Origin of the sequence: Pseudomonas alcaligenes (genome assembly GCF_041729615.1) — a bacterium.
Lineage (GTDB): Bacteria > Pseudomonadota > Gammaproteobacteria > Pseudomonadales > Pseudomonadaceae > Aquipseudomonas > Aquipseudomonas alcaligenes_B.
The window spans coordinates 2909516-2934485 of sequence record NZ_CP154874.1 but is presented as its reverse complement, the minus strand read 5'-3'; the positions used below and the strand labels follow the sequence as shown (position 1 = coordinate 2934485).

Genomic DNA, 24970 nt, shown 5'->3' with positions numbered 1-24970 from the left:
TCGCCCGTTCACCCGAGCGGGTGCTGTAATTTTTCTCCGCCCCCGCCGTCTACCCCCCATGTCGGGGTAAGCTATCCCCCGCCCTCACCGCCATCACGGGGAACAGATCATGGTCCTGCGTTCGCAAATCCTCGCCCACAAGCTCGAACTGCCCAGCGCCGAGCAGGCCCTGCCGGGCCGGGCCGAACCCCTGGCAGTCCCGGCCGCCCACTACGTCAACGGCAACCCGCTGCAGGGCCCCTTCCCCGCCGGCCTGCAACAGGCAGTGTTCGGCCTCGGTTGCTTCTGGGGCGCCGAGCGGCGTTTCTGGCAACAGCCGGGCGTGTGGAGCACCGCCGTCGGCTACGCCGGCGGCCATACGCCGAACCCGACCTACGAGGAAGTCTGCTCCGGCCTGACCGGGCATACCGAGGTGGTGCTGGTGGTGTTCGACCCGCAGCTGACCTCCTACGAGCAGCTGCTGAAGGTCTTCTGGGAAGCGCACAACCCGACCCAGGGCATGCGCCAGGGCAACGACATCGGCACCCAGTACCGCTCGGCCATCTACTGCTTCGACGCTGCCCAGCGCGCTGCTGCCGAAGCCAGCCTGGCGCAGTTCCAGGCCGAACTGGAGAAGGCCGGCTTCGGCGCCATCACCACCGAGATCGCCGACGCCCCGCCGTTCTACTATGCCGAGGCCTACCACCAGCAATACCTGGCCAAGAACCCCGGCGGCTACTGCGGCCTGGGCGGCACCGGCGTGTGCCTGCCGGGCTGAGTGCCGCCGCGAGACGAACCGGGAGAAGCACCATGGAACTGAACACCAGCCAGATCTCCGCACAGGCGGCGGCCCAGGCTTCCGCCCTCGCCTCGCTGCTGCTCCTGCGCAAGACCCTGGAGCTGCAGGCCGCGAACGCCAGCGGCCTGGTGCAGGCCGCCACGCCGGCCAGCACGCCGAGCAATCCGCCCAACCTGGGCAACAGCATCGATGTGACGGTCTAGCCGTCGCAGCCCCATCAGGTCTGCTGGCTGGCGGCGGCCTGATCTCCAGCCACTATTGCATTGGCCTTCCAGCCCTTCAGCAACCTGGTCACCTTGTATCCGCGCCAGCCCAGCATGCGCGTGGCCGTCAGCACGCCGGCCATCAGTGCGCCGCCGACACCGGCGGTGACGGTATCAGCACCGGTCAGGTAGAGGCCCTTGATCGGCGTCTGGCTGTGGATCCAGTGCTGCTCGAAGCGCTGCACCGTATGGTCGATACCGTAGATCTCGCCCTGCTCGTTCCACTGGAACCACTCGGTGGACAGCGGCGTGGCCAGCTCGCAGAAATCCAGGGCGCCGCGCAGCTGCGGCTGATGCTTGTAGAGGGTCTCCAGCAGCTGCTCGGTGAGCTGCGCCTTGAACGCCTCGTAGTCGGCGCCGCGCTTGCCCCAGGTGCTGCCCTTCCACGGCGCGAACCACTGCGGCAGGGTCGGCGCGACGATCTCCACCGTTGCCTTGTGCGGGTAGTGCGCGTCCCAGCTGGGGTCCTTGGCCGAGGGGAAACTGATGTAGATCAGCGGCATCGCCGGGTTCTGCCCACTCTCGAAGCTGCTGACGTTGTGGTCGTGGTCATGGGTCGGGTAGACCCAGTAGTTGGTCTTCGGCAGGCCCAACTCGGCGGCACTGCCCTTGAAGCCGGCGTACAGGCACAGGGTGGCCGCCGACAGTTTCACCTGCCGCAGCGGCGCCAGCAGGCCGTGCGCCTCGGCCACCTGCGGCTCCAGCAGGCGGGTATAGGTGGGCACCAGGCCGGCGCAGCTGACGACCTGCGGCGCGCGGATCTCGAAACCGTCCTTGTGCAGGCGCACGCCCACGGCGCGCCCGTTCTCCACCAGGATCCTGTCCACGCCGGCATAGGTGAAGACGTTGCCGCCGGCCGCCTCGATCAGCGGGATGATGGTCTCGGAAATCCTGATCGCGCCGCCCACCGGGTAGTTGCCGCCGGTGATGTAGTGCTTGGCCACCATCGCATGCATGACGAAGGCCGCCTGCGCCGGTGGCAGGCCGTAGTCGCCCCACTGGGCGGTGAGCACGCCGATCAGCTCCTGATTGCTGGTCAGGCCTTCCAGCACCTCGCGGGTGCTCTTGAAGAAGTAAGCCGGCAGCCACAGGCGGCGCAGCCTGGCATAGAGCATGCCGAGCGAACGCGGCAGGGCCTGGCCGGCGAAGAAGCGCGGCACCCGCGCGCTGACCTCGCTGAGCAGCTCGACGTAGCGGTCGATGGCCACCGCCTCGGCGGGGAAATGGCGCTTCATCTCGGCCTTGAACTCGTCGCGACCAGCCACGTAGTCGTAGCTCTGCTCGCCAATCACGATGCGGTCGTAGTGCGCATCCATCGGCGCCCACTCCAGCTTGCCGTCGCTGATCACGTCGAACACCCGGCGGATCATCGACCAGGGTTTGTGCACCTCGCCGATGTAATGCACGCCCACATCCCACTCGTAGCCTTCGCGCTCGTAGCTGTGGGTATAGCCGCCGGCCGTGTAGTGCTGTTCCAGCACGCACACGCGCTTGCCCAGCTTGCTCAGCAACGCGGCGGCGGTGAGGCCGCCGATGCCGGAGCCGATGACGATGGCGTCGTAGTGGTTGGCCGCCAGGCGCGGGCGGAAGCGGGTACCGGTGCGTTTCATGGAAGGTTCCTGCGTCATTGTTGTTATGCAAGTTTTTGCATACTAGCAGTAGATCACCACCATGCAACTCTTTGCATAATCCGTATACTGCGGCGCACCGTCCTCGCCGAGTTCGTCCATGTCGCTCAAGCACGCCATCCTCATCCTCCTGGAAAGCGAACCCGGCAGCGGCTACGACCTGCTCAAGCGCTTCAAGGAGGGCCTCGGCTACTTCTGGAACGCCAAGCACCAGCAGGTCTATCAGGAACTCAAGAAACTCAACGAGGCCGGCTGGCTGGACTGCGAGGCGCAGGCCCAGGAGACCCGCCCGGACAAGAAGGTCTACCGCCTCACCGCCGCCGGCCACGCCGAGCTGCTGCGCTGGCTGGGCGAGCCGGTGCAGCCGAACAAGATCAACGACGCGCTGCTGGTGAAGCTGTTCGGCGGCGCGCACACCTCGACCGCCAACCTGCGCGAGGAAATGCAGCGGCACGTGGCCGTGCACCGCAAGACCCTGGACAGCCTGCTGGCCATCGAGCGCGACTACCAGGCCCTGCCCATCGAACAGCGCCAGGCCCTGCGCCTGCCCTACCTGACCCTGCGCCGCGGCATCCTCGGCGAGCAGTCCTGGCTGGCCTGGGCGGCCGAGGTGGAAGCGGAGCTGGGCAGTGCGGCAAGCGCCATCGCCGGCGGGCCGGCGCCACGCTAGACTGCCATCAATAAGCCAGCAGCCCCGAGTCCGGCATGCCCGCAGCCACCCTCTACATCACGCCCGACCAGCTGTGCGTGGGCCTGTATGTCCACCTCGACCTGAGCTGGTGGGAGCACAACTTCGCCTTCAGCAGCTTCAAGATCAAGGACGCCGCGCAACTCCAGGCCCTGCGCGCGCTGGGTCTCAAGCAGCTGCGCTACGAGCCGGCGCGCAGCGACTGCGCGCCGCTGCCCCTGGCACCGCTAGACACGGAGCCCGCCGCCCCCGAGTCGCCGCCGCCCAGCCCCGAGGAGCTGGCGCGCCAGGCCCGCGCCGCCAAGCTCGGCGCCCTGCGCAAGCGCCTGGCCGAGGTCGACCGCACGTTCGTCCAGGCCAGCCAGCGGGTGAAATCGCTCAACCAGGCCCTGCGCAACCAGCCGGAAGACGCCCTCAAGCTGGCCGGCGAGATAGTCCGCGAGCTGGTCGAGGCACTGCTCGGCGAGGACGGCGCGGCGCTGCACAGCATCAACGGCAAGGCCGCCGACGACGCCTATTTCCACCCGCTCAACGTCACCGTGCTGTCGGTGATGCTCGGCCGCCAGCTCGGCTACGACGGCGAGGCCTGCCACAGCCTGGGCCTCGGCGCGCTGCTGCACGACATGGGCAAGCTGGAGGTGCCGAGCAAGGTACTGCTCAAGACCGAGCCGCTGACCCGCCCCGAGCAGCAGCTGCTGCAGCTGCACGTGGACTTCGGCGTGCGCCGCGGCCACGAGCTGATGCTCGACGACGAGGTGCTGCGGATCATCCAGGAGCACCACGAGTACTGCGACGGCAGCGGCTACCCCAAGGGCCTGCGCGAGGCGGCCATCGGCCGCCTGAGCCGGGTGGTGAGTATCGCCAACGCCTTCGACAACCTGTGCAACCCGCCCGACCCGCGCGCGGCCCTGAGCCCGCACGAGGCCCTGGCGCTGCTGTTCAAGCAGCAGCGCGAACGCTTCGACGAGGTGGCGCTGAAAGCCTTCATCCGCGGCATGGGCGTGTACCCGCCGGGCAGCCTGGTGCAACTGGAGGACGAGCGCTACGCCTTGGTGCTGGCCATGCACCCGAGCCTGCCGCTGCGGCCCACGCTGATCCTCTACGAGCCGAGCATCCCCAAGGCCGAGGCGCTGATCGTCAACCTGGAACAGGAACCCGGGCTGGCCATCGCCCGCAGCCTGCGCCCGGCGCAACTGCCGGCGGAGGCCCTGGAATACCTCAATCCGCGCCAGCAACTGACCTATTACGTCGACCCGCGCCAGCGCGGAAAATAATCCGCCTAGACTCTGCGGACGCCCGCCGCCCACCCGAAGTAGAACCGGCCCATGCACAACCCGCGCTTCTCCGACCTCCACGACATACCACCCAGGGCCTTCAGCCCCACCGCCCTGGCGCTGCAGGTGTCGCCCTGGCTGCTGGTCGGCCTCGGCGCTTGGGGCGGCCTGCCGCTGTGGATCTGCCTGTTCTGCGGTGTCTGCCTGAGCCTCGGCCTGCTGCCCGCCCTGGCCACCGCCACCCACTGGCGCGCGCTGATGCAACCGCGCAGCAGCGCCAACCCGCCGGCCGCCTGGATCGCCCCGCTGGCCGCCGACCTCGCCGCCCAGCACGAGCAGCGCCTCGCCCTGCTCGCCCGCCTGCGCCAGCAACTGGCGGTGCAGGCCGACACCCAGCAACAGCAGCGGCAGGCCCTGCGCGAACAGCTCGAACAGCAGGTCCACGGCGCCCAGCAGTATCTGCCGCCAGCCACCGCAGGCAGCAATGACGCAGAGGCAAGCCAGGCCCTTGCCGGCCTGACCGCCGACCTGCGCCAGAGCCGCGAGCAGGCCGGCGCGCTGGCCGAGCGGATGCTCGCCATCACCCAGCAGGGCGAAACCATCCTGCGCGCCACCGACGACATGGACGCCATCGCCAAGCAGACCAACCTGCTGGCCCTGAATGCCGCCATCGAGGCGGCGCGGGCTGGCGACAGCGGGCGCGGATTCGCCGTGGTCGCCGACGAGGTACGCGCCCTTTCCAGCCGCTCCACCGACTTCTCCCAGGCCATCCGCAGCACGCTGGCCGGCATGCTCGAGGCCCTGCAAGACACGGCGACGCAGGCCGGGCAACTGGCCCGGTGTGACCGGCAGGACGAGGAGGAGGCCAGCCGGCAGATCGCCGCCCAGCTGGCGAGCCTCGCCGAGCAACAGGCCGCGGCCCGGGCGGGCGCCGAGCAGCTGTACGGACTGCTGCAGGTACTGGCGCAGCAGGCCACCGCCCTCGCCCCGGCGGCGGACGAGAAGAACGGCGTGCTACAGCAGCTGGACGAACAGGAGCGGCGCCTGGCCGAGCTGGCCGGGCAGCTGCAGCAGCAGGCCGCCGACGCCGTGCAGCCCGAGGGCCGCTAGCACCTCAGAGGCGGACAGGCACCGGTTGCGGCAAGCGGACGCTTACTCGGCGATCAGCCAGTCCAGGCGGAAATCGCCCTGGCTCTGCGCCAGCTTGCCGGCCAGCCAGGGCAACAGCTGCTTGAGTTCGTCTTCCAGGCCCCAGGGCGCGTTGGCGATGGCCAGGCCGGAACCGGCCAGGCGGCTGGCGTCGTCCGCCGGGTGGACGAACAGCTCGGCGCGCAGCAGCTTGGGCGCGCTGGATTTGCCCAACGCCTGGTAGAAACGCCTGAGCTGGCGCTCGTCCTTGATCGGGTACCAGATCGCCACCACCGTCTGGCGCATGCGGCCGATGGCCTCGTCCAGCGCAGTGACGCAACGCTCCAGCTCGTCGGCCTTCTCGAACGGCGGGTCGATCAGCAGCAGTGCGCGCTTCTCCGCCACCGGCAGCAGGGCGCGCGGCACGCGCCAGCCCTCGCCCAGGTGCACGGCCACGCGATGGTCGCCTTTCATGTTGTCCTTGAGCAGCCTGCCGTCTTCCGGGTGCTTCTCGTTGAGCAATACGCGGTCCTGCTCGCGGGTCAGCTGGCGCGCCAGTTCGGGCGAGCCGGGGTAGTAGCGCAGCGCACCGTCCGGGTTGAGGTCGTGCAGCACGCCGAAGTAGTCGGCAGTGGATTCGGGCAGGTCCGGCGCATCCCACAGGCGGCCGATGCCTTCCAGCCACTCGCCGGTACGGGTCGCCTGGTCGCCCTGCAGGTCATACAGGCCGACGCCGGCATGGCTGTCGAGGTAGGCAAGCGGCGCCTCCTTGCGCGACAGCAGGGCGATGATGCGGCTGATGACGAGGTGCTTGAGCACGTCGGCATGGTTGCCGGCATGGAAGGCGTGGCGGTAGTTCATGGGCGCATTACCTGGAGCAGGACCTGGAGCGGGGCGCGAATTGTAGCTCGAAGGGAGGACGCGAGCAGTTTCTAGTCCGGCATCAGGGCGATGAATCTTGCTAGGCGCGCTCTATTCACAACTCTAGACTCCGAAAAGATCCCACCGGAGACGCTCTTCATGTCCGAGTCCCTGCTCAGTTCCCGCAACCTGGCCTTCGAGCTCTACGAAGTGCTCGACGCCGAAGCCCTGACCCAGCGCGAGCGCTTCGCCGAGCACAACCGCGAGACCTTCGACGCGGCCATCGCCACCGCCCGCGGCATCGCCGAGGAGCTGTTCGCCCCGCACAACCGCAAGAACGACGAGCACGAGCCACAGTACGTGGACGGCGCCGCGGTGCTGATCCCGGAAGTCGAGCCGGCCCTGCGCGCCTTCCACGACGCCGGCTTCCTCAACGCCACGCGCGACTTCGAGCACGGCGGCATGCAGCTGCCCAACCTGCTGTCGCAGGCCTGCTTCGCCCACTTCCAGGCGGCCAACATCGCCACCAGCTCCTACTCGATGCTGACCATGGGCGTAGCCAACCTGATCGAAGCCTTCGGCAATGACGAGCAGAAGGCCCGCTACCTGCAGCCGATCATTGACGGCCGCTTCTTCGGCACCATGTGCCTGACCGAGCCGCATGCCGGCTCCTCGCTGTCGGACATCAGAACCCGCGCCGAGCCGCACGCCGACGGCAGCTACCGGATCAAGGGCAACAAGATCTTCATCTCCGGCGGCGACCAGCCGATCTCCGAGAACATCGTGCACATGGTGCTGGCCAAGCTGCCGGACGCCCCGCCCGGGGTGAAGGGCATCAGCCTGTTCCTGGTGCCCAAGTTCCATGTCAAAGACGACGGCAGCCTGGGCGCGCGCAACGACGTGACCCTGGCCGGCCTGTTCCACAAGATGGGCTGGCGCGGCACCACCTCCACCGCGCTCAACTTCGGCGACAACGGCGAGTGCGTCGGCTACCTGGTGGGCAAGCCGCACCACGGCCTGTCCTACATGTTCCAGATGATGAACGAGGCACGCATCGGCGTCGGCATGGGCGCCATCATGCTCGGCTATGCCGGCTACCTGTACTCGCTGGACTACGCGCGCAACCGCCCGCAGGGCCGCCACGCCGACGGCAAGGACCCAACCAGCCCGCAGATTTCCATCGTCGAGCACGCCGACGTGCGCCGCATGCTGCTGACCCAGAAGGCCTACGTCGAGGGCGCCTTCGACCTCGGCCTGTACGCCGCGCGGCTGTTCGACGACACCCAGACCCTGGCCACCGAAGAGGAGCGTAGGAAGGCCCTGGAGCTGCTCGACCTGCTCACCCCGATCGTCAAATCCTGGCCCTCGGAGTTCTGCCTGAAGGCCAACGAGCTGGCGATCCAGATCCTCGGCGGCCACGGCTACACCCGCGAATACCCGGTGGAGCAGTACTACCGCGACAACCGCCTCAACCCCATCCACGAAGGCACCCACGGCATCCAGTCGCTCGACCTGCTCGGGCGCAAGGTGTCGATGAACGGCGGCGCCGCGCTCAAGCAGCTGATGGCGCTGATCCAGGCCACCTGCCAGCGCGCCAGCCAGTTCGATTCGCTGGACTGCCTGCGCCAGCCGCTGGAGCAACTGGTGCAACGCCTCGGCGGCGTGACCCTGGCCCTGCTCGGCGACCTGCTGGCCGGCAAGGTCAACCAGGGCCTAGCCAACTCCGCGCTGTACCTCAAGGCCTTCGGCCACGCGGTGATCGGCTGGCGCTGGCTGGAGCAGGCGATCCGCGCCGAGGAAGGCCTGGCGAACGGCAACCCGGCCGACGCCGACTTCTATAGAGGCAAGCTGCAGGCCGCGCGCTACTTCCTGACCTGGGAAGTGCCGAGCCGCCAGCACGAGCTGAACATCCTCGAGGCGCGCGACGACACCTGCCTGGGCATGCAGGACTCCTGGTTCTGATCCCAGACGCCACAGGGCGGCTGCGCAAACTCTTGCGCAGCCCACTCTCCCGCTACACCTAGAGCCCACGCCAGACGCGCCCCACAGCCTCTGCGCAAGCCCCTGCACAGCCCTGCGCCAATTGTTGCGCACTCTTTCGTGATGCCCCGCACAGGGCAGCCCGCGCCATCCTCGTAAACCCCGCCGTTGCTGGCCCGCACGCCCCTGGCACGCCCCTTGTACTGAGTCTGCCGCCCGGACCAGTCCCGGTCCTCGTCTCAATGCAAAGGAGAGCACCATGCCAACACCCGCGTACCTGTCCCTCGAAGGCACCAAGCAAGGCCTGATCACCGCCGGCACCTTCACCGAGGACTCGGTCGGCAACATCTTCCAGGAAGGCCACGAGGACCAGATCCTGGTGCAGGCTTTCAGCCACCAGGTGATCATCCCGCGCGACCCGCAGTCCGGTCAGCCGACCGGCCAGCGCGTGCACAAGCCGCTGATGATCACCAAGGTGTTCGACAAGGCCTCGCCGCTGATCTTCAACTCGCTGACCTCCGGTGAGCGCCTGTCCAAGTGCCGCCTGGAGTGGTACCGCACCTCCTCCACCGGCACCCAGGAGCACTACTTCACCATCGAACTGGAAGACGCCGTGATCGTCGACGTGCAGTCGCGCATGCCCAACTGCCAGGACCCGAACATGGCCCACTTCACCCACCTGGAAGACGTCTACTTCACCTACCGCAAGATCATCTGGACCCACGAAGTGTCCGGCACTTCCGGCTCCGACGACTGGCGTTCGCCGATCTCCGCCTAAGGTTGAGACTCCCTCGCCCATTTATGGGCGAGGGCTGGGGAGAGGGGCATTTTTGCCCCCCGCGTCACGGCACTGCCGTGGCGCATCCCGGACAATGCCCCGGCTCGCAGGTACGCGAGCCACCCCATCGGCCAGCACTCCTGGCCGATGCCCTTTCGGCAGAAGGAACAACGGATGTTCGCCCCCGCCAACCAGACGCATTTCAGCCTGCACCTGCCCGGCGCCCCACACGACCTGCAGGTGCTCGAATTCACCGGCTTTGAGGCGCTCAGCCAGCCCTTCGTGTTCGAGGTCACCCTGGTCAGCCAGCGCCCGGACCTGGACCTCGAAGCCCTGCTCGGCCAGCCGGCCTTCCTGGCTCTGAATGCCGACGGCAGCGGCATCCACGCCCAGGTGTACGCCTGCGCCCAGGGCGACTCCGGCCAGCGCCTGACCCGCTACCACCTGACCCTGCGTCCGCAGCTGGCCTGGCTCGGTCACCGCATCAACCAGCGCATCTTCCAGCACCTGACGGTGCCGCAGATCGTTGCCCAGGTGCTGAGCGAGCACGGCATCCTCGAAGGCTCCGGCCAGCGTTTCCAGCTAGGCGCCACCTATCCGGCCCGCGACTACTGCGTGCAGTACGACGAGAGTGACCTGCACTTCATCCAGCGCCTGTGCGAGGAAGAAGGCATCCATTACCACTTCCAGCACTCACCCGAAGGCCATGTGCTGGTGTTCGGCGACGACCAGACCGGTTTCGCCAAGCTGCCGACCACCGCCTACCAGCAGGACTCCGGCCTGGTGGCCGACGACCCAGTGATCAAGCGCTTCGCCCTGCGCCTGGCCACCCGCACCAGCCGCGTGACCCGTCGCGACTACGACTTCGAGAAGCCGCGCCTGCAGCTCGAAGCGGCGCACAAGGGCGAGGCCAAGCCGGACCTGGAGGACTACGACTACCCCGGCCGCTTCACCGAGCGCGCCCGCGGCAAGCACCTCTCCCAACGGGCCCTGGAGCGCCACCGCGCCGACCAGCAGCTGGCCGAGGGCGAAAGCGACCAGCCGCTGCTGCGCACCGGCCACTTCCTCGACCTCTCCGCCCACCCACGTGCGGACTGGAACCAGCTGTGGCTACTCAACGAGATCCACCACGAAGGCAAGCAGCCGCAGGTGCTGGAAGAGTCCATCACCAGCTTCGGCGCCGGCCCTCTCCCCTATCCCATTCATGGGAGAGGGACCGGGGGAGAGGGTGCATCCGCCAACTCAGGTGATTTCCATCAGGGCTACCGCAACCGCTTCAGCGCCACCCCCTGGGACCAGCCCTGGCGCCCGCCGCTGGCCCATCCCAAGCCGCGCATCCTCGGCAGCCAGAGCGCCGTGGTCACCGGGCCCAAGGGTGAAGAAATCCACTGCGACTCGTACGGCCGGGTCAAAGTGCAGTTCCACTGGGACCGCGAGGGCCAGGCCGACGACACCACCAGCTGCTGGCTGCGGGTGAGTTCGAGCTGGGCCGGCGACCGCTACGGCGGCATCGCCATTCCGCGCATCGGCATGGAGGTGCTGGTCACCTTCCTCGAAGGCGACCCCGACCAGCCGCTGGTCACCGGCTGCCTTTACCACAAGGAACACGTGGCTCCCTACGACCTGCCGGCGAACAAGACCAGGACCGTGTTCAAGACCCTCAGCTCACCCGGCGGCGGTGGCTACAACGAGCTGCGCATCGAAGACCGCAAGGGCCAGGAGCAGATCTACATCCATGCCCAGAAGGACTGGGACGAGAACGTCGAGCACGACCAGAAGATCCGCATCGGCCACGAGCGCCACGATACGGTGGAGGCCAACAGCTACACCGAGCTGAAAGCCGAGGAGCACCGCACCACCCACAAGGACCGCAAGACCGAGGTCCGTGCCAACGACCACCTGACCGTCGCGACCACTCAGCACGTCAAACTGGGCACGGGACAGTTCGTCGAGGCGGGCAACGAGATCCACCTGTCCAGCGGCCTCAAGGTCGTCCTCGAAGCCGGCAGTGAGCTCACCTTCAAGGCCGCCGGCAGCTTCATCAAGCTCGACGCCAGCGGCGTCACCCTGGTCGGCCCGCAGATCAAGGTCAACTCGGGCGGCGGGCCGGGCAACGGCACCGGAGCAGCGCCCGTACTGCCCCACTTACCCAAACCAGCAGATACCGCGCCAGTTGGTGAGAAAACCGATACCGCCAACCCAAACCTGCCTCTTCCATCAAGGGATGCTGGAGCCAGGGGGCCACAACAATTGATCGTGGATGTGTGGGGCGACCCGGAGCAAGGCGGGCAAGTTGAACTGCTCGAGCCGGAGGATGACGCATGAGCGAGTTGAAGGATCAGCCCATCGACCAGGGCACGCGCAAGCGCACGGACTATGACAACGCCCGCCGTGCGAGGCTTGGGCTGAATATCGAGCGTAGCGATGGTGGAATGCTGCAAATCGTTGTTGAAACAGATATGCGCAGCCACGAAGAAGAAGAGAGCATCCAGCAAAATACCTTTCTTGCTGTGGTGCCCATGGCGCGCCTGCCGGGTTATGAAAAATACGATGAGGCGCCTAAAGGCGGGGTACTTCGCCCTGGTCGTCTTTACGTTTTTCATCAGGGCAAGCTGTGGCGTGAGCTGGAAAGTGACGGGAAAGGTCAGCTCTTCGAGGTAGATGTCGCGCACTGGCGCAAAATTGCAAACAGTGGTGGCAAGGCGGATGAGCGCAAACCTGTGGGGGTCAAGCAACACCTGATTCTTGTCCCAATGTTGTTGCAAGGGCGTTTTGTCGGTGATCAGCTTGCCATGGCCTACAGCGAGCTACCCTGGACCTGGGAGTACATCGAGTGGCTGGAAGCCAGCTCTGCGCGGGTCAAGCAACGTTGCCAGAACATCGCACCGGCCTGGGCAGCCGCCGTGGTAGGCCCGGAGCAATGGAAAGCCACGCAAGCGATGCCGATTATTCAGATCACCCGCATTAGCAAAGGCCTGTGCGCCCGTGAGCTGCACCTTGAAACCCTGCTGGAAGACCCTCTTTTATTCAATGCAGGCCTCACTGAATTACCCGCAACATCGTTGGTCAAGCAGCTGGAGCAACGCCAAAAGGAACTGGCCGGCTTTATCAACGGTACACCGCCCGAGCCACTGCCGGCACTCCCCGCCAACAAAGACTTGCTCTCCGAATACCAGTTGCGCGGCCATCCGCAATTGGTCGGGATAATGCTCGACGACCCCATTTTTGCCCTGCGCCATGCAGTTGCTCAGTCGAGGTTATGTGCTGAGCTGTTGCAAACCCTCAATGCATTGGTTGCGCACCAACCCTTTGGCCGTTATGCCGAGGTGCTTTACCAAGAGGCCATGCCTGCGGGCGGCCCACTGCAGGAATTCAAAAGCCATATCGACACAGCGGCGCTGAAGAAAGCCACCCTGCACAGCGAGCGCGAGCAAGCCCGCGAACAGCTCTATCGCCAACAGGAACGCATGCTCAAGCTGGTCGAACGGTTGCCGGCGGTATGGAACGACTTTCTCCATAGCCGTGATGAACGCCTGCTGGAGCCCTATGCCCAGCTAGCCGAACTGCTGGAAGTGCTTAACCGCTCACCCAAGGGCTGCGACCCGCGCTGCATCGAAGCGCAAGACCTGAAAGTCAGCGCGGCCGTGGACAAACTCAGCCGCCAACTGATCGAGGCCACCCATGCATTGACCAAAGGTTTGCTGGCCGATGCTCAGGGTGAGTTGCCCGAAACCGCCAAGCGCCTGCAGGCACTGGCGGCAGGAGGTCTTGCCGTCAAGCCTGAGCGCTTGGGCCTAAGCGCACTGAGTTTTCTAAACACCGCCTATGTTGGGCAAAACCTGGCTTCAGCTCTGGACGAATTGCTCAACCATGTGGCCACCGCCAGCGCGCTCGCGGTCAAACGTATTAGCGAAAGCGATAGCGTGAAGCAAATCCAACTGCACCGCAGCTTCGCCCCCACTTTCGAGGTGCTGAAAAAACTGCACAGCCAGGCCAAAGGGCTGAAACTCCTGCCGCAAGGCGAAGCCCTTGCCAAGAATATGGTGGTGCTAGGCGTACATGGCGATGGCTTCAGCTTTGGTATCACCGCCGCCGAGCGGGCGACCCTGACCCGTGACAATTACCTCTATGCCAGCTTGGAGAAGAAGAATGGTCAGGTACTCGCCACCAGCAGCGGCAAGCTGGCCGAGCGCCTGAACTTTGCCCGCAAAGACCTGGGCCAAGTGATGGTGGTGGCCGCCGAGGCCAACGACCCCCTGGTGGCCGACTACAAACAATGGCGCACCAGCGCGGCTCACCTGAGCACTGCTAGAACTCTCGCCAATAGCAAGGCGCTGCCTGTGCTGGCGACTATTTGTGCAGGGTATAGCTTATTTTCGAATACGGTTGCGGCTCGGATTTTTTATCAAAACGGAGAACAATGGCGCTCTCTTGCAAATGTAGTTGGCGGTTTAGCTGATCTAGGGGTAGCTGCAAACAACGTCGCCCTTAAGTTGCTCACCGATACCAAGCAGACGGCCAATCCCTGGCACGTGTTCTGGGAACGGGGGCGTTTCCAGACATCCGGCTTCTGGGCAGACAACCTGCTAAAACGTACCGGCAGCACTTGGCTAAATGCCTCGCGCGTCGGCTCGGCTGCGGCCATGGGCATAACCGCAGTGTTATTTGCCTGGGATGGTTACCGTGCGGTGCGCGACGGCGACGACGATGTCGCCATGGCCAATATGATCGCCGCTAGCGGCTCGGGTATCTGGGCGCTTTATACCATTGGCCTGCTGGCCAGTCCCTGGCTGCTCGGCCTGGGCGTCGGCTTGCTGGTGGCCGGGGTTATTGGGACCGTGCTACTGGCCGATGGCGCGGTAGAACAGGCTATCAAGCACGGTCCCTTTGGCACCAAGAAGCGCCTGCCGCAGATGAACGACCCCTTGCAAGCTTACCAGCAACTTCTGGGGGCTTTAGGCGAGCCCCGCGTGCAGATCGAGCGCCTGCAGTTATGGCAGAGCAAGGCCAGCGCGGCGGACAAGGCCCATCTGCTAGCCGCGCAAAACGAAGCGCGCGTTTACCTGGCCCCGCAGGACTGGGTGGTCGAAGTAAGCACCCCGCTACTGGGCCAGTTCCGCAATGGCCTCGACTTTCGCCTGATAGCCAAGGAAGTGCTACGCACTCGCGGTCATACCTCAGGCTGGACCTACCGTTACCAGCCGATCCCCAAGGAAAAGCTCGGCGCCCTGGTACTCACCGGCAACCGCTTGCTCTTTGTGTTGCCCGCGCAGTTTGACGTGCCCACGGCAGGTGACCCGCTGCGCTACCGGCAAGCCATCGAATACAGCCTCAAGATCTACGCGCAGTTCCAACTAGGCGAAACTATTTGCCACGCAGGCGATCCCTTCCCAGGCTATAACCGCATCACGCTCCCCCAGCCGAAGCCGCGTAACTGGCAAGCATTTGCAGCACAGATGCCCACAGACAGCGACAATGCCGATGACGAGGCCTATTGGCTGATCACCCAAAGGGACTTTGCCAAAATATGAATGCCTCCGTTACACCGACAGCGCCTTATGCCGACTCGGCCTATCGCAGCAACGCTATTCCCGCCCAGCCACCGCATAAATGGCCGCAGGATGCCAATCGTACCGGCCCGACCCGAACCCAATTGCACTGGGGACATTACGCCAATCTGGAGCCTTGGCAGGACGTGGATGCACAGCTACAGCCTACAGCGCGCAATAGCCTGGATGGCAAAAAAGAAGACGATTTATATATCAATCAAAAGCGCTGGAATTTTGACAACAGCAGCAAGTGGTTGATTTTAATTTCATACTTTAAATGGTGGTCAATTTTATTTATTCCATGGTTTTGTTGGATTCTTGTACTAGGATCAGCCGGAGACGTCGTTTTGGCTTGGGTTCTTAACGATCATGGATTCAATGAATTCTTAGCCCTTTCAATGGTCGTAATCTTGTTTGCTTTTGTCATGATCGGCTTCAGCATGCGATATATGTGGGCCGACAATCCGCGCTACAAGCAATATTTGATACAAACGGGATCGGGTTTTGCTGTTGCGCTAATTGCTTCTTCATTTACATTTCAAGACGACCTCCATGGCACCGACCTGTTCTGGATGTGCGGCGCCATGGCCTTTAGCGTCTTTATGGGCCTAATCGGCTGGGATTACTTGCAAGACCTCTACCTGCGTGTATTCGCTCACGATGGCAGTGATTTTAACCGCCAGACTGGCATGCTGACCATTGGCAGGCGCTTCCAAAAGCCCTTTAGCGCCCCCTTCTACGAGTTCGACGCCACCCTGGAATTCCGTCCCGGCCCTCATGGCAACAGTGGTTTCGCCATTTGGCTGCATCACCGCTACACCTCGGTCGAGGTGTTTCTTGGCGGCAAAATCCAATCCCTAGGCATGAACCTCGAAGAAGCGCTGGCATTCTGGGATACGTTGCAACGCTATATGGACATAACCCAGCCCTTACCCGAACTGCCGATCCTCGAACAGTTCCGCCACCTCGACCCTACCACTGCCGAGCACGACCGACAGAGCAAACGCGACCCGCGCCGCTGGCGCGATATGCCTTATAGGGTCTGGGAGCGCCGTGGCCGTGCGGAGATGATCAAGCGCAACCGTGAGTACAAGTGGCAAGAGCAACCTTGCATCCTCCAGGCCAAGATCGCCCCCAACCTAAGCATCGAAACCTACTACCGCCAGCAGGAAGCCAAGGGCATCCAGGCCACGCCCAAGGGCGATGATTACGACAATATTCATCGGGGGTGAAGTTACCGGAAAAGCTCGGTGCTCTGGTGCTCACCGCCAACCGCTTGCTCAAGGAGCTTGCAGTGGCTGTATTTCGACGGAATAACCTGAACGAAGCCCCTCTTATTTGAGGGGCTGATCAGTCTGGACCGAACAACGGAAACCGGCTTGCAGCGAGTAGTTCTCCTGCACGGCCGGCTCCGGCCACCGCACAACGGTATTCGCCAGAATCCAGGGATGCTCATCGGTGCCCTTGCCACGCTTGATCCGGTAGGTACCAGTCACATCTCCCCTGGGGTTCTCGCGAACTACTCCATCGTCGTAACCAGGGTCGTAATCGGCAACCCAGTCCGTGGCATTGCCGGCCATGTCATAGAGTCCCAGAGGGTTAGGCGGGAAGCTGCCCACGGGATAGGTGCCGTCCTCCCACTCTTCCTGCCGCGGAGGATAGTTGCGACCAAAGTCCAGGCGCCCATTGTCCGTGGGATAGACCACATGCTGGCCGCGGTTACGCGCCGCGAACTCCCACTGTGCTTCCGTCGGCAGGTCGATTGGCAGGCCGCTGAGATCCCCCAGCCAATTGCAATAGTCTTTGGCCTGTTGCCAGTCCTTGGTCGGCGCGGGTTTGTCCGCCTGGAACCAGTCTTTCAACGCCTCTTCGTCACGATCTTCGGCAAACATGATCGGCCGGCCGTTGAGCTGCTGAAACAGATCGAAATCGCCCAAGCGAGTCTGGTAGCTCGACAGGTAATAGCTGGTGAGGCGCACGAGGTGCAGGCCGTCATCCTCGGCATTCACGGTGATACGGCACAACTGCTCGCGCGGCACACCGCAGGGCCACTCGCAGGCATCGCCCAGGGGCCTGTCGCATGGCCAACCGAAGTCGCCCATCTCGAACTCGCCGCCCTCGACGAAGACCATCTCATCCAACGCGCGCAGGATCGTGCGCAACACAGCCTCACGCTCTGCAGCCGATGACTCGGGGTAGCGTTGTTCGATCTTGGCAGCAACTCCGTGTATCCGTTCCGGGCTCAGATGCTTGCTAGGGGGAAGGTCTTGGGAGTGTGCGTCACAGCCGCTCAGCACGAGCACCAAAAAAGAAAAGCAGGCAGGGCGTAGCATCGGACCATCCTTGTCGTTCGAAGATGGCGAACTTAGCAGTCGAGATGGCAAAACCTAATGCCGGCAAAGCGCCTTCCCGCCGTCTGGCCCATTCCGCGCCAGGGAATGCCGACCCAGTCACAGTCATAGCCTCAAGCCTGAGCTTGCCCCCATCCATGTCGCAGGAAACGCCAAGGCAGCATCAGAATAATGGCTCCCAGTACCCCAGCCAAAGCGAATAGCACCTGGTACCCCACCCATTTGGCCAGTACTCCGCTACACGCCCCGATCACGCCCGCCAAAAGAATCTGCGCACTGGCCTGCAGGGTGAAATCCGCGCCTTCATGCTCCGGGCGACACATGCGCATCATCACCGCGAACAGGGCGACGGTGGACATGCCGTCAGCGGCCTGCTCGAACAGCGACACTGCATAGACCAGCACGGCATCGCCGCCGCGGCCGACCAGCAGGGCCATGCTGGCGATACCCAGCGCCTGCAGGGCACCGAAAGTCAGCAGCGAGCGCAGGGCGCCGATCCTCGCGTAGAGCAGACCACCGAGCAGTGCACCGCCGATACCGGCCAGGCTGCTGATCAGGGTCAGTTGACCGAGGGCGCTGGTGTCCCAGCCCTGGTCCACCAGCATCGGCTTGATCATCGGCGAGCCGAGGGCGTCGCCGAGCTTGAAGGTCAGCACCACCGCCAGCCAGGCGAGCATGCCGGGCTGCGCCAGAAGCCCCCTGTAGTGGCGCCAGAGCAGGCCGGGGCCGGCGGGCTCGGCCTGCTCGACATGCTGCGGCAGCAGGCGCTTTTCCGGAAAAAGCAGAATCGGCAGGGTCAGCACTACCAACGCGAGAGCCAAAAGGCCGATGGACAGGTTCCAGCCCAGCGCGCCAATCACAAGCAGCAGGCCGCTGCCACTGGCCAGCATGCCGACCTTGTAGCCGCCCACCTGCAGGCTGTTGCCCAGGCCGCGCCAGCGCTCCGGCAGCAGGCGCACGGCCAGGCCGTCGGTGGCCACATCCTGGCTGGCGGCGGCCAGGTTGATCAGCAGCAGCGTGCCCAGCAGCAGCCAGAAGGCCGAGCCGAACAGCGCCTGCGGGGCGATCAGGGCCAGGCCGGCCAGGCAGAGGATCACCATGCCCTGCAGCGGCAGTATCCAGCCACGGTGGTGGCCCAGGCGGCGCGAGCCGATGCGGTCGATCCAGGGCGCCCACAGCACCTTGAGCAGCCAGGGCAGCGCCAGCAGCTTGAGCAAGCCGATCAGTGCCAGGTCGACACCGTTCTGCCGCAGCAGCACTGGCAGCGAATGGGCCACCAGGCCGGAAGGCAGGCCCTGGGCGCAATAGAGGGACGCCAGGAGTATCAGGGCAGTGTTGCTGGGACGCGGCTCAGAGGACATGGGGCAGCATTCCGCTAGATTCGGGATGGAGGGACTGGCCGGCTCAGAAGTAGGGAGCGAGCGGCACCAGCCATTCGGGATGGCTGAGCCAAACCCAGCACACCGCCCCCGGCAGAGAAACGAGCAGCAGCGGGATCAGCAGGAGGTAGCCTCGCGCCAGGGGCGGATTGGCTGCGCCGAAACGGTTCGCCCCCCTGCTGCCAGGCATCAGCCCCAGATACAGCCAGAGCAGGTGCCCGAGCAAAGGCACCAGCAGCGCCGCCAGGCCCCACCCCGGGTGCATTCCGACATCACGAGCGCGGCGCATCAACAGGCTGGCCTGGACCAGCGCACTGGGAATCATAACTGCCAGGCCGGCACCCACCAGGGCATAAAGGTTATGCCGCAGCCCCAGGAAGAGCACCAACAGCAGCCCCCAGGAGATGTAGCAACAGAACACCAGATGCAGCAGCCAGTAGCGCGAAAGAGACAGGCGCCCGGAGAAATCGAACAGCCGAGGGGCCCTAGGCGCGCGTGCAGGCTCATCCTGAAGAGAGGCGGCAGGCGGGCTGTAGACATCGATATCGATCATTCCGAGGGTGGGTTCCATCCTGGCCATGCGGGTTCCTTTCCGAGGGGAGGTGAGAGTGAGAGACGACACATTAACTACGGCACTATGGAATATAAACCTCTTAAAACATTCTTAGACTATCTAAGCAGCAGGCCTTATCTTTTCGCCCTTGTGCGGCCGCCCCGAGCGTGCCCGATACCTCACACGAGATTCGCACGCGTTTAAGGATGCCCATGGTCTGGGATTCATTACCCCTCATTTTCGTCGCCGCCCTGCTGGTCTGGCTGCTCGTGTCCTTCGTGCGCGAGAAGTGGAGCCCGGACGTGGTCGCGGCCATCGCCGTGGCCGCCCTGCTGGTGGTACAGATCCTCTCCCCCGGCGATGTCCTGAGCGTGCTGAGCAACTCGGCACCGGCCACCATCGCCTGCATGTTCGTGCTCTCCGCCGCACTGGAGCGCACCGGCTGCATCGACGCCCTCGGCAACTGGCTGGGCGATCTGGTAGGCAACGATCCACTGCGCGTGCTGGCCGGCCTGATGATCACCGCACTGACCATCTCGGCCTTCCTCAACAACACGCCGGTCGTCGCCATCCTCACCCCGGTGGCCATCGCCCTGGCCAAGCGCGCCAACGGCTCGCCGTCCAAGCTGCTGATCCCGCTGTCCTTCGCCACCGTGCTGGGCGGCATGCTGACCATGATCGGCACCTCGACCAACATCCTGGTCGATGGCGTGGCACGCAAGGCCGGCCTCGAACCCTTCGGCATGTTCGAAATCACTCCGGCGGCGCTGGTCTTCTGCGTGGTCGGCTTCGTCTACCTGATGCTGTTCAGCAATCGCCTGCTGCCGGATCGCGACACCCTGTCCAAGCAGCTGCGGCCCAACCTCGACCGTACCTTCATGACCGAGCTGCTGGTGCCGCACGACTCACCGGTGATCGGCAAGAGCCTGTCCGAGGCCCAGCTCAACGGCGGCAGCGGCCTGCAGGTGCTGAAGATCTTCCGCGACCAGCAGGAGCTGACCGAGCCGGCCAGCGACACCCTGCTGCAGGCCGGCGATCTGCTGGTGCTGCACGGTCAGGTCAAGGACATGGTCGACATGCGCGAGAGCAACCGCCTGACCTTCAACCGCGGCGAAGCCTTCGAGACCGTCAGCAGCCACGACGTGATCCTCGCCGAGGCCATAGTCGGGCGCGGCTCGCGCTACAGCCACCGGCCCATGCGCGACCTCGACCTGACCGCGCGCTACGGCATCGCCGTGCTCGCCGTGCACCGGCAGGACGAGAACATCCAGGGCAACCTCGACGAACTGCACCTGCAGTTCGGCGACGTGCTGCTGGTCGAAGGTACCCCGGCGCAGATCAAGCGCTTCGCCGACAACGGCGAGCTGATCAGCCTCAACACCGTGCAGGAACGTGCCTACCGCCGCGACAAGGCGCCCATCGCCATAGTCGCCACCCTGGCCGTGATGCTGCTGGCAGCCTTCGAGCTGATGCCCATCGAGGGCCTGGCGATGATCGCCTGCGCCGTGGTGATCGCCACCCGCTGCCTGGACATCGAAGACGCCTACAAGGCGGTGGACTGGAAGATCCTCAGCCTGATCTTCGGCATGCTGGCGATCAGCATCGCCATGGACAAGGTCGGCCTGATCGACCTGATCGTCAGTCACACCATGGCCATCATCCCTAGCTCGCAGCCGCTGCTGATCCTCGGCTTCGTCTACCTGCTGACCACCATTCTCACCGAGATCCTCTCCAACAACGCGGTGGCCGTGCTGGTCACCCCGGTGGCGATCGGCATCGCCCAGAGCCTGGGGCTGGACCCTCGCCCGTTCGTGGTGGCGGTGATGTTCGCCGCCAGCGTCAGCTTCGCCACGCCCATCGGCTACCAGACCAACACCTTCGTCTACAACGCCGGTGGTTACCGCTTCAGCGACTTCATGCGCATCGGCATCCCACTGAACATCCTCATGGTCGCCGTAGCCATGCTGGTGATCCCGCTGGTCTGGCCGCTCGCCCCGGCCTGACCCGAGCACCCACGGCCCGTTTCATTGCTCCAGCGCATTGACCGGGCCGCGCCTCCTTCTCCATGCTGCGTAGCTTTCCACTGCCCGAAGGAACGCCCGCATGAAACTGGAAACCCTGGCCATCCACGCCGGCTACAGCCCCGACCCGACCACCAAGGCGGTGGCCGTACCGATCTACCAGACCAGCTCCTTCGCCTTCGACGACACCCAGCACGGTGCCGACCTGTTCGACCTGAAGGTCGCCGGCAACATCTACTCGCGCATCATGAACCCGACCAACGCCGTGCTCGAGGAGCGCGTGGCGGCGCTGGAAGGTGGCGTCGGCGCGCTGGCCGTAGCCTCCGGCATGGCGGCCATCACCTATGCCATCCAGACCGTCGCCGAAGCCGGTGACAACATCGTCTCGGTGGCCAAGCTGTATGGCGGCACCTACAACCTGCTGGCCCACACCCTGCCGCGCTTCGGCATCCAGACCCGCTTCGCCGCGCACGACGACATCGCCGCCCTGGAAGCGCTGATCGACGACAAGACCAAGGCCGTGTTCTGCGAATCGATCGGCAACCCGGCCGGCAACATCGTCGATATCCAGGCCCTGGCCGACGCCGCGCATCGCCACGGCGTGCCGCTGATCGTCGACAACACGGTGGCCACGCCGATCCTCTGCCGCCCCTTCGAGCACGGTGCCGACATCGTCGTGCATTCGCTGACCAAGTACATCGGCGGCCACGGCACCAGCATCGGCGGCATCGTCGTCGACTCCGGCAAGTTCCCCTGGGCCGACAACCAGGCGCGCTTCCCGCTGCTCAATACGCCCGATCCGTCCTACCACGGCGTGACCTACACCGAGGCCTTCGGCCCCGCCGCCTTCATCGGCCGCTGCCGCGTGGTGCCGCTGCGCAACACTGGCGCGGCGCTGTCGCCGTTCAACGCCTTCCTCATCTTGCAGGGCCTGGAGACCCTGGCCCTGCGTATGGAGCGGCACTGCGAGAATGCGCTGAAAGTGGCGCAGTACCTGCAGAGTCACCCGCAGGTAGCCTGGGTGAAGTACGCCGGCCTGGCCGATCATCCCGAGCACGCCCTGGCGCAGCGCTACATGGGTGGCAAGCCGGCGGCGATCCTGTCGTTCGGCATCCAGGGCGGCTTTGATGCCGGCGCGCGCTTCATCGACGCGCTGAAGCTGGTGGTGCGCCTGGTCAACATCGGCGATGCCAAGTCACTGGCCTGCCACCCGGCTTCCACCACCCACCGCCAGCTCAACGACGAGGAACTGCAGAAGGCCGGCGTGCCGCGCGACATGGTGCGCCTGTCGATCGGCATCGAGCACTTCGACGACATCCGCGCCGACCTCGAGCAGGCCCTGCGGGCGGCGCAGGGCTGAAGCCCCGTCGGTCAGGCCACCGCGCGTGCCGGCTGCAGGCCGAGCGCGCCCTCCAGCCAGGCCAGCTGCTGGTCCCACAGCTCGGCGGGCGTGTCGCGGCGGAAGAAACCGAAGTGCCCCATGCGCCGCAGGCCCCAGTCGCGCGGCTCGACCACGGCCAACTCGCGCCGGGCCTGGCCATAGAAGCCCATCAGCGCCTCCACCGCGCGCCGCGGGGCGAAGGCCTGGTCGTCGCTGATCGCCAGGAAGCGCGCCGGTGCGCGCAGTTCGGCGAAGTGCGGGCGCCACGGCGCGCCGTCCGGGGTGCTGATGAAGGCGGGCGTGCGACACCAGCGCGCCCATTCCAGGGCAACCTCGCGCGGCAGCGGCTCGCCGCCGATGGCCCAGCCCGGCAGCTGGCCGAACAGGCGTGTCGCCAGCGGAATCACCCCGTACCAGTTGAGCGCCAGGCGCGGCTGCTGGCGCAGCGGCCAGAGACGCCAGTAACCCGATTGCGCGGCCACGCCGAGCAGCGCCTGCACCCGCCCGACGTTGTCGGCCAGGCCCGGCAGCTGGCCGCCCACCGAATGGCCAACCAGGGCCAGCGGCAGGTCGCCGGGCAGGTGGTCGAGCAGGCTGGCCAGGTCGAGCCGGCCCCAGTCGGCCATGCACGGCGCGGCGCCACGCCAGTCCGGCGCCCGGCTGGCGCCCATGCCCCGGTAGTCGTAGCTGTATACCCAGGCGCCGCGCCCGGCGGCGTGCTCGATGAAGCTGCGGTAGAAGCGCTGCGGCACGCCGGTGGCGGCATTGAGCAGCAGCCTGAAGCGCGGCCGCTCGGGACGCAGGCTGGTGACGGCCAGCGGATAACCGTCGCGGGCGGGCAGTGAGTAGTGATCGATGTGCATGCTGGTTTCCCCTGTGGCTGGCCCCAGTCTCGACGCCGGGGCCGGCGGGGAAAAGCGAGATTTCAGCCCTCCAGGGCTGAGAAAAACTCAGCCGTGCGCCGTTCCATCTGGCCCAGGCGCTGCTCCAGCCAGTCCACCACCCGCAGCAGCGCCGGGCTTTCCGCCTGCGCCGGCCACACCGCCCAGAGCGCGCCGTTGGCGACCCGCCGCTGCGGCCACAGCGGGCGCAGACGCCCCGCCTGCAGGGCGTCGATGCACAGCGGCAGGAAGCCCATGGCCACGCCCAGGCCCTGTTCGGCGGCGCTCAGCACCGCGGCGTAGCTGTCCAGCACCAGCCCTTCGGCGGCCGGCTGCCAGCCGTGCTGCGCGGCCCACTGGCGCCAGCTGTGCTGCTCCTGGCTGAGGCGGATCGGCAACAGCTCGGCCTGCGGCGGCCAGGCCGGCACGGGAAAGCCCGGGGCCGCCAGCGGCGCCAGGCCGAAGCCGCTGAGACGCCGCGCGCGCAGCGCGCCCCAGTCCGTAGGCTCGGCGGCAAAGCGCAGGCCCAGGTCGATGCCGTGGGTGGCCAGGTCGAGGGTCTCGCGGCGGGTGTCCAGGGTCAGCAGGCGCTCGCCAAGCAGCGCCTGCAGCTCGCCCAGGGCGGGCAGCACCACCGCCTGCGCCAGGTAGGGGAAGCTGGAAATGCGCAGCGGCCGCTGCACCTGGCGCGCGCGGGTAGCGCTCTCCAGCTGACGCACCGCCGGGGCGATCTCCGCCCAGAAGCTCTGCCCGGCATCGGTCAGCGCCAGGCCCCGCGGCAGGCGCTGGAACAGCCGGCAGTCGAGCGCCGTCTCCAGCTCGCGCAGCTGGTGGCTCACCGCAGTCGGCGTGACATGCAGGCGCTCGGCCGCGCGCTTGACGCTCAGGGTGTCGCCGAGCACGGCGAAGGTGCGCAGCAGGTTCAGCGATGGCAGCGACATGGTCCCTCCTCGAATGGCGCCACTCTACCCTTGTTTTGGCGGCTGTCAGCCTCCACCTCAAGGGCAACGAGGAGACCGTCATGAGCCAACCCCTGCTGATTCCCTGCCCGCATTGCGGCGGACTCAACCGCATCCCGGCCGAGCGCCTGGGCGATGCGCCGCGCTGCGGGCGCTGCAAGAGCGCCGTGCTGCCCAACGCCCCCTTCGCACTGAGCCAGGCGAGCTTCGCCAGCCAGCTCAAGGGCGACCTGCCGCTGCTGGTCGACGTCTGGGCCGACTGGTGCGGGCCGTGCAAGGCCTTCGCGCCGACCTTCGCCCAGGCCGCCGCCCAGCTGCAAGGGCGCTGCCGCCTGGGCAAGCTGGACAGCGAGGCCAACCCGCAGCTGGCCGCCCAGCTCGGCATCCGCTCGATCCCCAGCCTGATCCTGTTCAGGGGTGGCGTCGAAGTCGCCCGCCAGAGCGGCGCCCTGCCGCTGCCGCAGCTGCTCGCCTGGCTGCGCGGCCAGGGCATCGCCTGAGCGGATCGGTCAGCGGCC

General features: G+C 65.7%; 20 protein-coding genes. 13 read left to right on the top strand and 7 right to left on the bottom strand.

Annotation, left to right across the window (positions count from 1 at the left end; all coding sequences use genetic code 11):
- The first annotated feature begins 109 nt into the window (after positions 1–109).
- Together msrA and AAG092_RS14160 are read left to right on the top strand one after the other, a co-directional pair.
- Complete coding sequence (gene msrA, locus AAG092_RS14165; protein WP_373387168.1) at positions 110–757, top strand: peptide-methionine (S)-S-oxide reductase MsrA; 648 nt, start codon at positions 110–112, stop codon at positions 755–757.
- A 32-nt stretch (positions 758–789) separates the two neighbouring features.
- The gene (locus AAG092_RS14160) at positions 790–981 is read left to right on the top strand and encodes a putative motility protein (protein ID WP_110680660.1); all 192 of its coding nucleotides are present in this window, start codon (positions 790–792) and stop codon (positions 979–981) included.
- A gap of 14 nt (positions 982–995) precedes the next feature.
- Here AAG092_RS14160 and AAG092_RS14155 read toward each other — a convergent pair whose 3' ends face one another.
- Entirely contained in the window at positions 996–2651 is a 1656-nt protein-coding gene (locus AAG092_RS14155) for a phytoene desaturase family protein (RefSeq protein ID WP_373387167.1), read from the bottom strand.
- Positions 2652–2769: 118 nt separating this feature from the next.
- On the opposite strand from AAG092_RS14155, the gene AAG092_RS14150 reads away from it, so the two are divergent.
- Genes AAG092_RS14150 through AAG092_RS14140 form a run of 3 tightly spaced genes read left to right on the top strand, consistent with a single transcriptional unit; the run spans position 2770 to position 5741 of the window.
- A complete protein-coding gene (locus AAG092_RS14150) occupies positions 2770–3339 on the top strand; it encodes a PadR family transcriptional regulator (protein ID WP_373387166.1) in 570 nt (189 codons plus the stop codon).
- Between the two features lie 35 nt (positions 3340–3374).
- Entirely contained in the window at positions 3375–4631 is a 1257-nt protein-coding gene (locus AAG092_RS14145) for an HD-GYP domain-containing protein (RefSeq protein ID WP_373387165.1), read from the top strand.
- 51 nt (positions 4632–4682) lie between these two features.
- On the top strand, positions 4683–5741 hold the full coding sequence (locus AAG092_RS14140) for a methyl-accepting chemotaxis protein (protein WP_373387164.1): 1059 nt from the start codon (positions 4683–4685) through the stop codon (positions 5739–5741).
- 42 nt (positions 5742–5783) lie between these two features.
- Here AAG092_RS14140 and AAG092_RS14135 read toward each other — a convergent pair whose 3' ends face one another.
- Positions 5784–6620, bottom strand: a complete 837-nt coding sequence (locus AAG092_RS14135; RefSeq protein WP_373387163.1) for a 23S rRNA (adenine(2030)-N(6))-methyltransferase RlmJ — start codon at positions 6618–6620, stop codon at positions 5784–5786.
- Between the two features lie 159 nt (positions 6621–6779).
- Here AAG092_RS14135 and AAG092_RS14130 point away from each other — a divergent pair, with 159 nt between their 5' ends.
- The 5 genes from AAG092_RS14130 (at position 6780) to AAG092_RS14110 (ending at position 16159) form a co-directional block, all read left to right on the top strand.
- The gene (locus AAG092_RS14130; protein WP_373387162.1) at positions 6780–8582 is read left to right on the top strand and encodes an acyl-CoA dehydrogenase; all 1803 of its coding nucleotides are present in this window, start codon (positions 6780–6782) and stop codon (positions 8580–8582) included.
- A 277-nt stretch (positions 8583–8859) separates the two neighbouring features.
- Positions 8860–9378 (top strand): Hcp family type VI secretion system effector, encoded by a 519-nt coding sequence (locus AAG092_RS14125; RefSeq protein WP_021702072.1) that lies wholly within the window; start codon positions 8860–8862, stop codon positions 9376–9378.
- Between the two features lie 174 nt (positions 9379–9552).
- The gene (locus AAG092_RS14120) at positions 9553–11703 is read left to right on the top strand and encodes a type VI secretion system tip protein VgrG (protein ID WP_373387161.1); all 2151 of its coding nucleotides are present in this window, start codon (positions 9553–9555) and stop codon (positions 11701–11703) included.
- Positions 11700–14909 (top strand): hypothetical protein, encoded by a 3210-nt coding sequence (locus AAG092_RS14115; RefSeq protein WP_373387160.1) that lies wholly within the window; start codon positions 11700–11702, stop codon positions 14907–14909. Before AAG092_RS14120 ends, AAG092_RS14115 begins: the two co-directional genes overlap by 4 nt.
- Positions 14906–16159: a hypothetical protein gene (locus tag AAG092_RS14110; RefSeq protein ID WP_373387159.1), complete on the top strand. Its 1254-nt coding sequence runs from the start codon at positions 14906–14908 to the stop codon at positions 16157–16159. Before AAG092_RS14115 ends, AAG092_RS14110 begins: the two co-directional genes overlap by 4 nt.
- Before the next feature lie 102 nt (positions 16160–16261).
- Here the strand turns inward: AAG092_RS14110 and AAG092_RS14105 are convergent, their stop codons facing one another.
- The 3 genes from AAG092_RS14105 to AAG092_RS14095 form a co-directional block, all read right to left on the bottom strand.
- Positions 16262–17260 (bottom strand): formylglycine-generating enzyme family protein, encoded by a 999-nt coding sequence (locus tag AAG092_RS14105; protein WP_373387158.1) that lies wholly within the window; start codon positions 17258–17260, stop codon positions 16262–16264.
- Positions 17261–17391: 131 nt separating this feature from the next.
- Positions 17392–18639 (bottom strand): MFS transporter, encoded by a 1248-nt coding sequence (locus AAG092_RS14100; protein ID WP_373387157.1) that lies wholly within the window; start codon positions 18637–18639, stop codon positions 17392–17394.
- A 43-nt stretch (positions 18640–18682) separates the two neighbouring features.
- The gene (locus AAG092_RS14095) at positions 18683–19237 is read right to left on the bottom strand and encodes a DUF805 domain-containing protein (protein WP_373387156.1); all 555 of its coding nucleotides are present in this window, start codon (positions 19235–19237) and stop codon (positions 18683–18685) included.
- Between the two features lie 185 nt (positions 19238–19422).
- Here AAG092_RS14095 and AAG092_RS14090 point away from each other — a divergent pair, with 185 nt between their 5' ends.
- Both AAG092_RS14090 and AAG092_RS14085 read left to right on the top strand, forming a co-directional pair.
- On the top strand, positions 19423–21213 hold the full coding sequence (locus AAG092_RS14090) for an SLC13 family permease (RefSeq protein ID WP_373387155.1): 1791 nt from the start codon (positions 19423–19425) through the stop codon (positions 21211–21213).
- Between the two features lie 100 nt (positions 21214–21313).
- Positions 21314–22591, top strand: a complete 1278-nt coding sequence (locus AAG092_RS14085; protein ID WP_373387154.1) for a bifunctional O-acetylhomoserine aminocarboxypropyltransferase/cysteine synthase — start codon at positions 21314–21316, stop codon at positions 22589–22591.
- 11 nt (positions 22592–22602) lie between these two features.
- Here AAG092_RS14085 and AAG092_RS14080 read toward each other — a convergent pair whose 3' ends face one another.
- Together AAG092_RS14080 and AAG092_RS14075 are read right to left on the bottom strand one after the other, a co-directional pair.
- Entirely contained in the window at positions 22603–23475 is an 873-nt protein-coding gene (locus AAG092_RS14080) for an alpha/beta fold hydrolase (RefSeq protein ID WP_373387153.1), read from the bottom strand.
- 62 nt (positions 23476–23537) lie between these two features.
- Positions 23538–24434, bottom strand: a complete 897-nt coding sequence (locus AAG092_RS14075; RefSeq protein WP_373387152.1) for a LysR family transcriptional regulator — start codon at positions 24432–24434, stop codon at positions 23538–23540.
- 80 nt (positions 24435–24514) lie between these two features.
- Between AAG092_RS14075 and trxC the strand changes: the two genes are divergently transcribed.
- Positions 24515–24952 carry a thioredoxin TrxC gene (gene trxC, locus AAG092_RS14070; protein ID WP_373387151.1) on the top strand — a complete coding sequence of 146 codons (438 nt, stop codon included), beginning with the start codon at positions 24515–24517 and terminating at the stop codon, positions 24950–24952.
- Positions 24953–24970: the final 18 nt, after the last annotated feature.

Excerpts from the sequence above, each read along its gene's own strand:
- msrA (WP_373387168.1), top strand. The coding sequence starts at position 110 with ATGGTCCTGCGTTCGCAAATCCTCGCCCACAAGCTCGAACTGCCCAGC.
- AAG092_RS14160 (WP_110680660.1), top strand. The coding sequence starts at position 790 with ATGGAACTGAACACCAGCCAGATCTCCGCACAGGCGGCGGCCCAGGCT.
- AAG092_RS14155 (WP_373387167.1), bottom strand. The coding sequence starts at position 2,651 with ATGAAACGCACCGGTACCCGCTTCCGCCCGCGCCTGGCGGCCAACCAC.
- AAG092_RS14150 (WP_373387166.1), top strand. The coding sequence starts at position 2,770 with ATGTCGCTCAAGCACGCCATCCTCATCCTCCTGGAAAGCGAACCCGGC.
- AAG092_RS14145 (WP_373387165.1), top strand. The coding sequence starts at position 3,375 with ATGCCCGCAGCCACCCTCTACATCACGCCCGACCAGCTGTGCGTGGGC.
- AAG092_RS14140 (WP_373387164.1), top strand. The coding sequence starts at position 4,683 with ATGCACAACCCGCGCTTCTCCGACCTCCACGACATACCACCCAGGGCC.
- AAG092_RS14135 (WP_373387163.1), bottom strand. The coding sequence starts at position 6,620 with ATGAACTACCGCCACGCCTTCCATGCCGGCAACCATGCCGACGTGCTC.
- AAG092_RS14130 (WP_373387162.1), top strand. The coding sequence starts at position 6,780 with ATGTCCGAGTCCCTGCTCAGTTCCCGCAACCTGGCCTTCGAGCTCTAC.
- AAG092_RS14125 (WP_021702072.1), top strand. The coding sequence starts at position 8,860 with ATGCCAACACCCGCGTACCTGTCCCTCGAAGGCACCAAGCAAGGCCTG.
- AAG092_RS14120 (WP_373387161.1), top strand. The coding sequence starts at position 9,553 with ATGTTCGCCCCCGCCAACCAGACGCATTTCAGCCTGCACCTGCCCGGC.
- AAG092_RS14115 (WP_373387160.1), top strand. The coding sequence starts at position 11,700 with ATGAGCGAGTTGAAGGATCAGCCCATCGACCAGGGCACGCGCAAGCGC.
- AAG092_RS14110 (WP_373387159.1), top strand. The coding sequence starts at position 14,906 with ATGAATGCCTCCGTTACACCGACAGCGCCTTATGCCGACTCGGCCTAT.
- AAG092_RS14105 (WP_373387158.1), bottom strand. The coding sequence starts at position 17,260 with ATGCTACGCCCTGCCTGCTTTTCTTTTTTGGTGCTCGTGCTGAGCGGC.
- AAG092_RS14100 (WP_373387157.1), bottom strand. The coding sequence starts at position 18,639 with ATGTCCTCTGAGCCGCGTCCCAGCAACACTGCCCTGATACTCCTGGCG.
- AAG092_RS14095 (WP_373387156.1), bottom strand. The coding sequence starts at position 19,237 with ATGGCCAGGATGGAACCCACCCTCGGAATGATCGATATCGATGTCTAC.
- AAG092_RS14090 (WP_373387155.1), top strand. The coding sequence starts at position 19,423 with ATGGTCTGGGATTCATTACCCCTCATTTTCGTCGCCGCCCTGCTGGTC.
- AAG092_RS14085 (WP_373387154.1), top strand. The coding sequence starts at position 21,314 with ATGAAACTGGAAACCCTGGCCATCCACGCCGGCTACAGCCCCGACCCG.
- AAG092_RS14080 (WP_373387153.1), bottom strand. The coding sequence starts at position 23,475 with ATGCACATCGATCACTACTCACTGCCCGCCCGCGACGGTTATCCGCTG.
- AAG092_RS14075 (WP_373387152.1), bottom strand. The coding sequence starts at position 24,434 with ATGTCGCTGCCATCGCTGAACCTGCTGCGCACCTTCGCCGTGCTCGGC.
- trxC (WP_373387151.1), top strand. The coding sequence starts at position 24,515 with ATGAGCCAACCCCTGCTGATTCCCTGCCCGCATTGCGGCGGACTCAAC.